The 13,098-nt window shown below is 43.3% G+C and carries 14 protein-coding genes; 9 read left to right on the top strand and 5 right to left on the bottom strand.

Translation table 11 applies throughout. The features are described from left to right. Positions 1-37: 37 nt before the first annotated feature. Together ABF638_RS09765 and ABF638_RS09760 are read right to left on the bottom strand one after the other, a co-directional pair. Positions 38-529 (bottom strand): Dps family protein, encoded by a 492-nt coding sequence (locus tag ABF638_RS09765; RefSeq protein WP_435022369.1) that lies wholly within the window; start codon positions 527-529, stop codon positions 38-40. Between the two features lie 139 nt (positions 530-668). Then, complete coding sequence (locus tag ABF638_RS09760; protein ID WP_012410090.1) at positions 669-932, bottom strand: ParB N-terminal domain-containing protein; 264 nt, start codon at positions 930-932, stop codon at positions 669-671. A gap of 115 nt (positions 933-1,047) precedes the next feature. Here ABF638_RS09760 and ABF638_RS09755 point away from each other — a divergent pair, with 115 nt between their 5' ends. Then, entirely contained in the window at positions 1,048-2,796 is a 1,749-nt protein-coding gene (locus ABF638_RS09755) for a SpoIID/LytB domain-containing protein (protein ID WP_435022366.1), read from the top strand. Between the two features lie 384 nt (positions 2,797-3,180). Here the strand turns inward: ABF638_RS09755 and ABF638_RS09750 are convergent, their stop codons facing one another. Next, on the bottom strand, positions 3,181-3,480 hold the full coding sequence (locus ABF638_RS09750) for a ferredoxin (protein WP_069073385.1): 300 nt from the start codon (positions 3,478-3,480) through the stop codon (positions 3,181-3,183). A gap of 710 nt (positions 3,481-4,190) precedes the next feature. Between ABF638_RS09750 and ABF638_RS09745 the strand changes: the two genes are divergently transcribed. The 3 genes from ABF638_RS09745 to ABF638_RS09735 are packed head-to-tail and all read left to right on the top strand — an operon-like array spanning position 4,191 to position 6,678. Continuing rightward, positions 4,191-5,207 (top strand): Gfo/Idh/MocA family protein, encoded by a 1,017-nt coding sequence (locus ABF638_RS09745; protein ID WP_435022363.1) that lies wholly within the window; start codon positions 4,191-4,193, stop codon positions 5,205-5,207. Next, a complete protein-coding gene (gene map, locus ABF638_RS09740; protein ID WP_435022361.1) occupies positions 5,207-6,007 on the top strand; it encodes a type I methionyl aminopeptidase in 801 nt (266 codons plus the stop codon). Before ABF638_RS09745 ends, map begins: the two co-directional genes overlap by 1 nt. 56 nt (positions 6,008-6,063) lie before the next feature. Next, a complete protein-coding gene (locus tag ABF638_RS09735; RefSeq protein ID WP_435022359.1) occupies positions 6,064-6,678 on the top strand; it encodes a Uma2 family endonuclease in 615 nt (204 codons plus the stop codon). A gap of 314 nt (positions 6,679-6,992) precedes the next feature. Here ABF638_RS09735 and ABF638_RS09730 read toward each other — a convergent pair whose 3' ends face one another. Beyond that, entirely contained in the window at positions 6,993-8,336 is a 1,344-nt protein-coding gene (locus ABF638_RS09730; protein WP_435022357.1) for a pentapeptide repeat-containing protein, read from the bottom strand. Positions 8,337-8,366: 30 nt separating this feature from the next. Between ABF638_RS09730 and ABF638_RS09725 the strand changes: the two genes are divergently transcribed. Further along, positions 8,367-8,528, top strand: a complete 162-nt coding sequence (locus tag ABF638_RS09725) for a hypothetical protein (protein WP_435022355.1) — start codon at positions 8,367-8,369, stop codon at positions 8,526-8,528. 259 nt (positions 8,529-8,787) lie between these two features. On the opposite strand, the gene chlP is transcribed toward ABF638_RS09725, so the two are convergent. After that, positions 8,788-10,008 carry a geranylgeranyl reductase gene (gene chlP, locus ABF638_RS09720; protein WP_435022353.1) on the bottom strand — a complete coding sequence of 407 codons (1,221 nt, stop codon included), beginning with the start codon at positions 10,006-10,008 and terminating at the stop codon, positions 8,788-8,790. Positions 10,009-10,374: 366 nt separating this feature from the next. On the opposite strand from chlP, the gene ABF638_RS09715 reads away from it, so the two are divergent. From ABF638_RS09715 to ABF638_RS09700, 4 genes are all read left to right on the top strand, one after another. Then, entirely contained in the window at positions 10,375-10,851 is a 477-nt protein-coding gene (locus ABF638_RS09715) for a hypothetical protein (RefSeq protein ID WP_435022351.1), read from the top strand. Positions 10,852-11,030: 179 nt separating this feature from the next. Continuing rightward, on the top strand, positions 11,031-11,417 hold the full coding sequence (locus tag ABF638_RS09710; RefSeq protein ID WP_435022349.1) for an endonuclease domain-containing protein: 387 nt from the start codon (positions 11,031-11,033) through the stop codon (positions 11,415-11,417). Positions 11,418-11,595: 178 nt separating this feature from the next. Beyond that, a complete protein-coding gene (locus tag ABF638_RS09705; protein ID WP_435022347.1) occupies positions 11,596-11,874 on the top strand; it encodes a hypothetical protein in 279 nt (92 codons plus the stop codon). 81 nt (positions 11,875-11,955) lie between these two features. Further along, a partial coding sequence (locus ABF638_RS09700; protein WP_435022345.1) for a HEAT repeat domain-containing protein occupies positions 11,956-13,098 on the top strand: 1,143 nt, incomplete at its 3' end.

Raw genomic sequence — 13,098 nt, 5'->3', positions numbered from 1 at the left:
TCTCTATTCCCTATTCCCTATTCCCCATTCCCCCTTCCTATTCTTCCAGTAAACTTCTCAACATCCAAGCTGTCTTTTCATGTACTTGCATCCGCTGAGTCAATAAATCGGCGGTAGGTTCGTCGTTAACTTCCTCTATCACAGGAAAAATAGACCGTGCAGTTCTGACTACCGCTTCTTGTCCTTCAACTAGTAAGCGAATCATCTCCACAGCTTTAGGAACTCCAGGGGTTTCTGCAATCGAACTTAGTTTGGCATATTCGCTGTAGGTTCCTGGTGCGGGATAGCCAAGCGCTCTAATTCTCTCGGCTATTAAATCAACTGCTAAGGCTAATTCTGTATACTGGGTTTCAAACATCAAATGCAATGTTTGAAACATCGGCCCCGTTACATTCCAATGGAAGTTATGAGTTTTCAGATACAGTGTATAAGTATCAGCCAACAGGCGGGATAAACCCTCGGCAATTTTAGCCCTACTCGCCTCGTCAATGCCGATATTTACATTTTTGACTGTTACTTTCGATGACATAATTTTCTCCTAATTAGGTTATATGTAATTGGGGATTGGAAATTGGGAATGGGGCATTGGGGATTGGCAAGAAAATTAAGCCCTTGATTCCTAGTCCCCAGTCCCCAGTCCCCAATCCCTAGTCCCCAATCCCCATTATCTATGCCAAGTGCATCTTCAAAACGCTGCGGGGTGCTTTACGGACTCTGGCTAAAACGGTTTCTTTGCCTAAACGCTGGCAAGCTTCATACCGATGGCAACCAGAAAAGCCATAATATTGTCCATCTACTTCTAGGACATCAATAGGTTCTTGCTGCCCAATCTCCGCAATCGATTCCATTAAGGCTTGCACTTTATTTGGATCGTTTGCACGGGGCAATGGCCGTTTTATCTGATTTAATGGAATTTCTTGGACTCTAACCATAAAAAGTTTATCCAACTAGTTCTGTTTTTTGCCTATAAATAAATCATAGTCATTATGACTTCGTTTTGCAACTAGTATTTGGGGCAAAATTGGTAATGGTATCATTGGAGCACTCATGCGACAAAAAAACCGCGCTACAAAGCAATTGGAAAATCAGCTCCAACGAAGCATTAAGGGGCAAAAGATGCTCTCTAAGAGAGATTACTTGCTATCGCAACTCTTGGAGACGCTTCGCGTAGCTCGCTTCCCCGTAGGGGTACGCTATCAGGTAGCCATGAAATTTTTGTTTTGGCGTTTTTCCCACACCGTGCTGACAACATTTTGTCTATTGGGTCTGACTGCTGCATCTGGGCCTGAGAGCAACATCCCGGATATGGAACTTAAAATTGGGATTGTGCAGCGATTTGGCTCACTACCCACAGCCAAACTGCAACTGGAACCCATAAAAGGCGATCGCTTAAAGCTAAAATTTAAAGCGGGCAATAAGCAGCAAACCCTAGTTACCAAGAACCCTGTAAAGCTGGAAACAGTCATGCAAGCTTTACCCCAGCCAGCAGTCGAAGAAGTGGTAATTTTGGGCACATACCGCACTTTTGAAACCGCAGAAGACAGTGCGAATAAATGGCGTTCTCAAGGAATGGAAGTGGAAATAGCCCAGCCAGAACGCTGGCAAGTTTGGGCAAAACGAGATGTTTACAGCACTCCTTTACTGCGACGCTTGTTATTACAAAACATCCAAGCTTCTACCAAAGAAAAAGTATATCTTGATACTAAAATTTTAAAACAAGTGCCGCGAGTCAGTTGGGTGGTGGATGGCAATCGCTATAGCCCGAATGATTTGGAAATTAGCACTGAGAAAAACTTGATTCGGGTGAATAAAAGCGAAAAACCAGAAAATGCTCGTCTTTATGCCGGGCGACTGAATTTGCAGCCAAATGCATACGGCACATACACTCTAGTTAATCAAGTACCTTTAGAAACTTATTTGCGTGGGGTTGTGCCTTACGAAATAGGCACGGATGCACCAACAGCGGCGCTGGAAGCCCAGGCAATTCTCGCCCGGACTTATGCCTTGAGAAATTTACGCAGGTTTGCCGCAGACAACTATCAGTTATGTGCTGATACTCACTGCCAAGTTTATTATGGGCTGAAGGGAGCAGCTAGCAAAACAGACCAAGCGATCGCTTCAACCAGGGGTAAAGTATTAACCTATAAGAATGAACTAGTAGACGCCCTGTATTCTTCCACCACTGGTGGTGTCACTGCTTCCTTTAGTGATGTCTGGAATGGCGATGATCGTCCCTATCTCCGCCCTGTACTGGATGCTGCAACTAATTTTTGGGATTTGTCTAAGCAGAGTTTGGCCGATGAAAAGAACTTCCAAAAATTTATTAATACGCAACAAGGATTTAATGAAAGCAAGTGGAATGTGTTTCGTTGGCGCAAGGAAACCCGTGTAGAGGATATTACCAAAGACTTGCAGAAATTTTTGCAGGTGAAAAACAGTCCCCATGCCAACTTTAAGACAATTCAAGCTATGGCAGTAGTGAAGCGAAGCCAGAGTGGACGTATCCTTGAACTTGCCGTTAAAACTGATCACAGCACCTTTATTCTGCACAAAGACGAAGTTCGCAGCGCCTTCGCAGCTCCTACAAGTACGCTTTTTTACATAGAACCCCTGAACAAAGGCAAACCAGAACTCTGGGGATACGCTTTTATTGGTGGTGGATTAGGACATGGAGTTGGCTTGAGTCAAACAGGCGCTCAAAATTTAGCGAAACTAGGTTGGTCAAGTCCAAAAATTCTCCAATTTTACTATCCTGGTACTGAGATTCAAATTCTCACTAAAGAGATTAAGCTGTGAACTACCTACACTGACTTGGAGTATCAAACCGCAACGCGAAAGTCATTCATTAGTCCAAGAGATACCAATACCTAGTATTTAACGTGGTTTAAATCAGTCAGATGCATAAAAAGTTTTTCCGTCCACAAGAAAGAGGATATGCACCAATGACTAATGACCAATGACCGTCTCAGTCGTGGTCTAAATACCTAAAAATTGCTGTCAAAAATTAAGCAGGAACACAACATTTACTGTGTTCCTGCTCAACATGAAAATTAGGCTTTTTGTCAAAGTCGTTTCAAGAGGCACAAACGGCACTGGGAGGGTATTTACCCTAGATGCCCTGCTTCTATTTTTTCAACATTAGTAACTCTTGCAAGAGGTTTATGGTTGAGTCGCTGACTCTTAGTAAAGATCTTCTTCTTTGTGAGTTTCGATTGTTACGTCAGAGGTTGGGTAGGCGACACAAGTCAGTACATATCCCTTTTCGATTTGTTCATCATCTAAGAATGATTGGTCGCCCTGATCGACACTACCTGATACGATTTTACCTGCACAGGTCGAACAAGCACCAGCGCGGCAAGAGTAAGGCAAGTCAAGACCAGCTTCTTCAGCAGCGTCCAGAATATAGGTATCGTCATCAACGTCAAGTGTCTTATTTAGTCCTTCGGCCTCGTTGATTAGTGTCACTTTATAAGTTGGCATTGAGTAATCCTCTCTTTTGCAAACGGCAGTATAAGTTATTTTAAGGCAAAGGTCACGGCTGTTCTGTGGAATTAGCCGCTAGTTCAAATTTGCTTCAATTCTGATACTACGAGAAAAATTAAACGATGTAACTGGAAATTGAACCCGATTAGTAATGAAATTTAGTTGCTTAATCCCGATAAGTTTTATTTATATTATTTCATGCCCTAGTGAGGTTGTGATTAGTAAAAATTATGTTGTTGAGAATAAAACATGAATAAGATTAATATTACCTATGTTTTTTAGGATTTACGCAAAAGAGATCCTCCAACTCCCTTAAAAAACAGGGCTGTTTCATTTCCTGAAAGGCGCTGATTTACAAGCGTTATGAGCAAAAAATCATTAAAAAATCTGATTAGACAATTATCATAGCGATCGCAGCGCTTCTTGGCGGCAATACTCTAGATTTTTCTTATTCTCAAATTTTTGTTCATTATCTTGACAAAGAACTTAATTTATGATTTTCAATAAACCTACCCTAAATAAAAAAGGGGGCTTTTCTTTTCAAATTTTCTCTTTTTAGCATACGTATTTCTGACTAGCTTCAAATACCTTGAGAGGTTATGACGAATGTTGTAGAGTCTAGACTGGTGAAATCATTGGATTCCCCATGAAGAGAGAATCTCACCACTATAAACGTGGGAGACTCAAAAACAGAACTAGTGAGGATCATGTATAATTCAGGAGCAGCTTTGGAAAAAGCAATAGTGCGTGTAGGTTTGGTAGGTACTGGTTATGCGGCAAAGTTTCGAGCTGAAGCGTTGCTTAATGATGAGCGATCGCATTTAGTCGCAGTTGTTGGTCATATCCCAGAAAAAACAGCAGCCTTTGCCAGAGAGTACCAAATTGAAGCGTTGAGTTCTTGGCAAGAGCTAGTAGAGCGGGAAGATATAGACCTAGTAGCGATCTCCACTATTAATCGAGATCATGGTGCGATCGCTCGTGCAGCACTTACCAACGGTAAAGATGTGATTGTAGAGTATCCTCTTTCGTTGGATGTAATCGAAGCCGAGGAACTGATTGTCTTAGCCAAAGCACAACAAAAACTCCTGCACGTTGAACATCTAGAACTTTTGGGTGGTTTGCATCAAGCCTTGAAGCAAAACTTAGCCAAAATTGGTGAGGTGTTTTATGTTCGCTACAGCACCATCAATCCCCAGAATCCTGCACCCCGCAAATGGACTTATAACCACGAGATGTTCGGTTTTCCCTTAATGGGGGCGTTGTCTCGCCTACATCGTCTCACGGATTTATTTGGTAAAGTATTTACAGTTAACTGTCACCAGCGATATTGGGAAATAGAACCGGAATATTACCAAACCTGTTTCTGTACTAGTGAAGTATCGTTTAACAGTGGACTTTTAGCCCAAGTAGTCTACGGCAAAGGTGAAAGTATTTGGCAATCAGAACGTAAGTTTGAAGTTCACGGTGAAAAAGGTGGTTTAATTTTTGATGGTGACACTGGAATTTTCATCCAGCCAGGGGAAACAACAGCTATAGAAGTTGGTCCTCGTCGGGGTTTGTTCGCTAAAGACACGAATATGGTGTTAGATCATCTTTTTAATGGCACTCCTTTGTACGTTACCCCAGAGGAGAGCTTATATACTCTAAAGGTTGCTGATGCTGCACAAAGAGCTGCAAAGACAGGGTTAACTATGTTTATGAAAGATACTTTAGATAAAAGTTAATGAAAACCGAACTAATTGTTATTTTATCCCAGCGAGAAATAGATAAAATGCGTCAAGCTGGGCGTTTAGCAGCCAAACTCCTCCAGCATCTTGAACCGTTTGTGAAGCCAGGGGTTAGCACTCTTGAACTAAATGATGAAGCCGAACGTTGGACGCAAGCGCATGGAGCAAAAAGCGCACCTCTTGGTTATAAGGGCTATCCTAAATCGATTTGCACCAGTGTAAATGAGGTGATCTGTCATGGTATTCCCAATGCCAAGCAAATTCTTAAGGAAGGTGACATCATTAATATTGATGTGACGCCGATTGTTGAGGGTTATCACGGCGATACATCCAAGACCTTCTTTGTCGGTACTCCTTCCCCAAAAACGAGAAAGCTGGTAGAGGTGACAGAGCAATGTCTCCGCTTGGGTATTGCTGAAGTTAAACCTGGGGGACGCATTGGCGACATTGGTGCAGCCATTCAAGAGTATGCTGAAGCAGAAGGCTTTTCTGTAGTGCGAGATTTCGTTGGACATGGCATCAGTAATATTTTCCATACTGCGCCGGATGTTCCCCACTATGGGACACGCGGTAAGGGCAAGCGTCTCAGACCAGGGATGGTTTTTACTATTGAGCCAATGATTAACGAAGGTACTTACGAAGTCGAAGTTCTCAGCGATAAGTGGACTGCGGTAACGCGCGATCGCAAGCTTTCTGCTCAATGTGAGCATACCTTAGCTGTAACTGAAGATGGCGTTGAAATTCTCACTTTACCTGAAGGCGAGAATTACTGGAACCTAGATAAAACAGCTAGTTAGAATAATTAAGAGCAGCAATACCTGCTCTAGTTCTGAACCTGGAAGGATAATTCTCGATGGTTTCAGCCACTCTTAATACAGGTACTCTTAGCTCTGAGATATTCATTGCTGGCTATCTGGATGATATACGCTACGAGTTAATCGACGGAGAACTAATCGACTTGGAACCCACTGGACTTCATGAACAGGTAGCTGGGTTAATTAATCGTAAGCTCAACGTAGCAATTGATCGGCTCAATTTGCCTTGGTTTATTCCCATGAAATGTCTGATTAAACCATTAGGTCAAAATTCAGCCTTTAGACCCGATGTTGTGATTCTTGATCAGACGGGTTTGGCGAATGAGCCATTATGGAAAACTGAGCCAGTGATTACACTAGGCAAGTCTGTAAAATTGGTCGTGGAGGTTGTCAGTACCAATTGGCAGAATGACTATGCCCGAAAAGTGGAAGACTACGAAGCTTTAGGTATTGGGGAGTATTGGATCGCAGATTATCTAGGGCTAGGAGGCAAACGCTACATCGGCTTATCCAAGCAACCTGTAATCACAATTTATCAGTTAGTCGATGGAACTTATCAAGGACAACAGTTTAGGGGAACAGAACGCCTCATCTCCCAAACATTTCCAGACCTGAATTTGACCGCAGAACAGATATTTATTGCGGGTCGGTAGAGTTATACCAATTCGCAATTCGCAATTCGCACTCTTGCTAACGCCCCGCTCCGCTAACGCAATTAAGAAACTTAGATGCAGCAAGACTTTCCTGATTGACATCTGTTGCCTCATTTTGGAGAATTGGTATTAGAGATTGGGGAACACGTAGCACTCTCTGGAGAGAAGTATAGCTAAGTGCTGAGTGCTGAGTAAAAACCCAGTTGTTTCAAGACTTTGAGCAATCAAGACTGTCCTAATCTGTGTGACTACGGCTATATTTAACTGTGTTTTACTCCTGAATTCTGAATTTTGAATTCTGAATTCTCTTGTAACTATCTTCCCAACTTATTGGGAATACCTTCACAACCACCAGGAATAGTACCTCTGGTTTTTTCGCCACCCCAAGTGCAACAGTAGTGACGTGTAGACTCAGACATCCTTTGCACATTGCTGAAATCGGCATTTTCCACCACAGCGCCAGTTTGTTCCCCAGTTTCATAATCTGGTGGTTCAGTGCGACTGCGGGGTGATGCTTTATCCACTACACCATAGAATAGGCGAATCCCGTTCAGGTCAGCATCGCTAAGATTAGCACTATATAAAATTGTGCGAGAAAGGTTGGCTTTTACTAAGTCACAACCGATCAGATTAGCGCGGACAAGATTAGCTTCGCTTAGATCAGTCCAACGCAAATCAGTACCAGAAAGGTCTGCTGCGGCTAACATTACGCCTAAATCTATGACGCGCACACCTTCTAGGCGGTCTTCTGCATATCCGCCACTTCCGTTGAAAATGGCTCGACCTAATCGGCCATCGCGTTTTAAAGGTGAGAGCAACTTGGAACGTGAGAGAAAACGCAGAATTTTCGCTTTACCACTAGCATCGACACTACTTAAAATCGCCGCAGTGCGTCCTTCAGCGATCGCTCTTTCTTGGGGCCAATCTTCTAATAATCCTTCTTCATCTAATACCAAGTCGGAAACACCTTGGAAATAAGAATCAATTGTCTGCTGCTGGGTAATAATATTTTGCTGAACCGTAAGCATATTTTGCTGAATTGTCAAGTCTTTAGAAATGACATATTGTCGCCATGCTACGTAAACGGCGATGATAGCGATAAGAATTTGCCCCAAAGCGCCAAACCATTCTGCTAGGCTACCAGCAATATCCCAGTTAATGTGGCGTCCTAAAAGCAGTAAGCGATCGCCTGCACCTGTGAATCTGATCAAGCCAATGATGGCTACTATTAGTCCCAAAAAGGCCACAAACAGCGTGCGTTCTTGGGGTGAAAACCATTCGTTTAAAACTTCTTGCAACCAAGGCAATAATATTGCCAGGGATAACAGCAAAGCTATCAGCGTTCCAATAATGCCGATGATCCAGTTATTGAGGATAATTCCAATAAAGGTGATGGCGATCGCGATTAGAGTAATCAGCAATGCCCTCGGCTTAACTGTAAATTGCTTGGTAGTGGGTTGCTTGAAGTCAGAACGGGCTTGTTGTTGTAAATGCGGAGATTTTAAAGACGCGATCGCCGCTAATGCTTGTTGCGTCGCTAGTGCTTCTGAGTTTAGGTTTTTCTCCGTTGCACCACCGTCAAAGTCATCTGGCTGCAAATCGTTTTCGGGGGCTGGTTCTGGGGTTGGTAGATTAGAGGAATTGGATTCAATCGTCATGTTTTCTATTTTGCCCTCTCAATCCAGGTTATGCAGCGTTCCTACCGCAGTAAATTGTTAAAAAACAGGCCGAAGATTATCCTGCTTGTCCTTCTGAAAACTACCACTATTGCCCTAACAGTCATTGCTAGACCAGTTGCTCACCTGAATTTAACAGCCTGGAGCGATCGCAATTTGCATATTCTGCCATAGAAAGATAATTTAATTGGAGCGATCGCTTTATTCTGCTTACTCCTTTGAGGTGAATGAGTATTCGTGCCAATCACAAATGGGGCAATACCCAATCGCTTGATAAATATGATTGGCTGGGGGATTGGCTAAATCTGCTATGAGGAAACATATATATTGTGGGGTGGGCATCTTGCTCGCCCTGATTAATTAAGCGTGCAAGATATCCACCCCACAAAATTGAGTAATTTATTTGTTGGAATTCCCAGTCCTTTGCCCTCAATTAAGGTGCAAGGGCATTACCCCGAATTAGGCTACCAATGGTTTTGGCAGTAATTTTCAGTTGGGTGATGGGATTAGCAGGGACAACCGTTTTATACAGATAGCTATCGAATGTTAGCCGTTGTACATCGAGGTCATCACACATTTCCACAAACGCTTCGCGGGTAGCATCGGAACGATAGAACACACTTTGCAGAATGTCCAACACCTTGTAGGTGAGTCCGTATCTTTTATCCCAACGCTTCAGGTAAAGCTTGAGGTCGCCTTCTGTAGGAATACGGCTACCACTGTTAGATGTTTCGACAATGGTTTCGGCACACATCCGCCCAGATTTAGCGGCAAAATAAATACCTTCACCAGAGGACTTGGTAACGTAACCAGCAGCATCTCCCACCAAAGCGATGCGACCAACGACACGACGGGGACGGGGATGTTCAGGAATGGGGTGCGCTTCGACTTTGATGATTTTACCGCCTGCTAGCTTCTCGGAAGCACGGGTGCGGATACCAGCTTGTAACTGTTTGATGCTGGCTTTATTGATGTGCATCGTGCCAGTACCGACAGCTACGTGGTCATATTTGGGGAAAACCCAAGCGTAGAAATCGGTCGAAACGTCATCACCGACATACATTTCGGCTAGATCGTTATAGTAGGCCATTTTGTCTTCGGGTAAGCGAATTCGCTCTTGGAAAGCGATCGCATAATTGTAATCCCCAGCGTCCATTTCTTTGGCAACGCGAGAATTAGCCCCATCGGCCCCAATAATTAGATCCACCTTCAGGGTTTTAGCAATCCCCTGTGATATACCGTCTGTATGGTCAATGTAATGGATGGTATAGGGATCAGTATTGTTTCCTGGTATATCAAGTTTATGAACAGTGGCATTAATTAAATTTGCGCCTACTTTTGCCGCGCGATCGCGCAAAAAGCCATCCAGGACTTCCCGGCGGCACATTCCTATATATTCATCTTCATTTATCAGATTAATATCAACCTCGCGATTGGAAGGCGAAATCATTTTCATCTTCCGGACTCGGCGATCAATAATCTCTGGTGGTAAGTCAAATTCACTCACCATACACAGGGGAATTGCACCCCCACAAGGCTTTGCGTTGTCTAGCTTCCGCTCAAACAGGTAGGTTTCAATCCCAGAGGCTGCCAGTGTTTCAGCGGCAGATGAACCAGCAGGGCCTGACCCAATAACAGCAACCCGTAGTGTCAAAGGTCTTTCTCCCAATCTTCACATTTACCGAGAGCATACTACCACGGTCTTTCTAGTGATTTGGCGCTTTTCCCCCAGGTTTCTGCACAAATGCAATATTCCTTAATGTTTCGATACGAAAAACGAGATGGCGGATGGATGGCATGAGTAAATTCTTTGTAGAGACGGCGATTTATCGCGTCTCTCTAACGTGTCAGTCTTTTAGACGCGATAAATCGCGTCTCTACATGAGGGCTTTCTAAAACTGGATCTGACTTATGTGTACACCAGAGAGGTTAATTTCCCTACTTCCCCTTCTTTAAATACTGTGCGATCGCATTTATCAGTGGGAATCATAACAAACAGATTTATCACAGTAAATAACCAATGGCATACCAAAACATTACCGCTTCCCTTTCCCCAGCAGATATCCAAGAAATTAAAGCAGCCTTTGCGACTATCCAAGCAAAGATGCCCTTTCTCGTTACCTTGAGTGCAGAAGAACGACGCAACTTATTTAAGATGGGCGATAAAAGACTAGCTTTTGTCAACAATAGCCTGATTGCTGCCCAATCTAACCGAGATATTTTACCAGCCAGTTTTGATTTAGATGAATTTGTGCGAGATTATCAACTAGCCGCTAACCTCACCGAAGTTTTGATTGGACTGCGACAACTGACAGAACAGGTAGATGATACCCTAATGGCTGTCGGTAGCGAAGCAATGGGTAGCAGTTTGACTGTTTATGATTACGTCAAGACAGCTGCGAAGAAAACTCCAGGGTTAAAAACCATTGCTGAACAATTAGGCGAACGGTTTAAAGCTATTAAAAGTAAACCCGCGAAAGCTGCTGTCGATTCTTAAAGGCTTTTTAAAAGCTTTTAGTGATGTAGCCAATACTTTGAGATCCCCCTAAATCCCCCTTAAAAAGGGGGACTTTGACTGCGACTCCGGTTCCCCCCTTTCTTAAGGGGGGTTAGGGGGGATCTCCAATGACTATGCACCAAAACCTACGCAGTATTGGGGCATAACTACTAGAAAATATGACAAACCAACTCAATAGCAGCAATCTCTATCTACCTTACAATCCAAAGCTTGTAGAAAGAGCAAAAGAACTTCGTAAAAATATGACCCCAGCAGAAAAAAAGCTGTGGGATGAATATTTGAGAAATTTTCAATATCGGGTTTTCAGACAACGACCGATTAATCATTTCATAGTTGATTTCTACTGTCCTACTTTAAAAACAGTGATTGAAGTTGATGGGGATAGCCATTTTACAAATGAAGGTCAAGATTACGATCTTGAGAGAACAAACATTTTGGAAGGCTATGGTTTAAAGATTATTAGGTTTACAAATAGTCAAGTTTTAAATCACTTTGATAGTGTGTGTGAGCAGATACAGCAGATGATCCCCCCTAACCCCCCTTAAAAAAGGGGGGAACCGGAATTAAAGTCTCCCTTCTTAAGGGGTATTTAGGGGGATCTTAAAAAACGGGGAAAACTAAAACTTCTTAAAGTCCCCCTTCTTAAGGGGGATTTAGGGGGATCTTCAATGACTATGCACCTTAACCGAATCATATTGAGAGTCTCCTAATTTACAAAACGAGATGTATCTTTTGGTCAATGAACCTCAAAGCATCATCATTGAACCTCAAAGCATCGCCGATGAACCTCAAAGCATCATCGCTGAACCTCAAAGCATCATCGTTAAACCTCAGAGCATCATCATTGAACCTCAAAGCATCGTCGATAAACCTCAAAGCATCATCATTGAACCTCAAAGCATCGGCGATAAACCTCAGAGCATCGCCAATGAACCTCAGAGCATCAGCGATGAACCTCAGAGCTTTGTTAATGAGTCTTTAATGCTCACTCACAAGTATTAAAGGCTCTCAATCAGGAATTAGGAATTGCAAGCTTGGTATTATACCGATAGCCGCGTGTAATCTGCCGCCTTGCCCTGATTTATGCTCATAACTCCCCGCCACACTAACAAGCTCTCCATCTTTTTCCTTTTCTGTTTTACCCTACTCTTAACTCTCCTCCTCTCTCTACCTTGGGTAAACGCTAAAGAAACCCCCAAACCCAAACCCCAAGATTGGCAGATTAACGGTATATCAGCCGCCCTTGATGATGGACACGACAAAGTTAAGGAATATGCTCTCAAGCAATTAGTTGAATATGATCTGAAAGATTTAAAATCCCTGGTAAAGAAACCAGAAGATATTGCCCAAAAAGCTGTCAAAATTCTCAAGGATAAATCCGTTGACTCCGATGTTCGTTCCAGCGCAGCAGAAGCATTGGGAAATCTGGGAGAGGCAGCCAAACCCTATGTCAAAGACATTCTCAACTTCCTCAACGATAAAAACGTTGACTCCTCTGCTCGTGCAGGTGCAGTAAAAGCATTGGGAAATCTGGGGGAGGCTGCCACACCCTACGTCAAAGATATCCTCGACTTCCTCAAAGATGAAACCATTGACTCAACTGTTCGTTACGGTGCAGCAGAGGCATTGGGAAATCTGGGTGAGGCTGCCACACCCTACGTCAAAGACATTCTCAACTTCCTCAACGATAAAACCGTTGACTCAAATGTTCGTTCTAGTGCAGTAGAGGCATTGGGAAATATGGGGGAGGCTGCCACACCTTACGTCAAAGATATCGCTGACATCCTCAAGGATAAATCCGTTGATTTTAATGTTCGTTTTGGTGCAGCACGGGCATTGGGAAATTTAGGGGAGGCTGCCATACCCTATGTTAAAGACATCCTCAATATCTTTAAGGATAAAACCGTTGACTCAAATGTTCGTTACAGTGCAGCGCTGGCATTGGGAAATCTGGGGGAGGCTTCCACACCCTACGTCAAAGACATCGCTGACATCCTAAAAGATAAATCCCTTGATTCTCCTGTTCGTTCCGGTGCAGCAGAGGCATTGGGAAATCTGGGGGAGGCTGCCAAACCCTACGTCAAAGACATCGCTGACATCCTAAAAGATAAATCCGTTTACCTTTATATTCGTTCTAGTGCAGCAGAGGCATTGGGAAATCTGGGGAAGGTTGCCACACCCTACGTCAAAGATATCGCTGACATCCTCAAAGATAAAACCGTTGAC

Source organism: Nostoc sp. CALU 1950, from assembly GCF_051172895.1.
GTDB classification, from domain to species: Bacteria; Cyanobacteriota; Cyanobacteriia; order Cyanobacteriales; family Nostocaceae; genus Nostoc; species Nostoc edaphicum_A.
The sequence above is the reverse complement of the archived record's forward strand: the minus strand, read 5'-3'. Positions and strand labels throughout refer to the sequence as shown.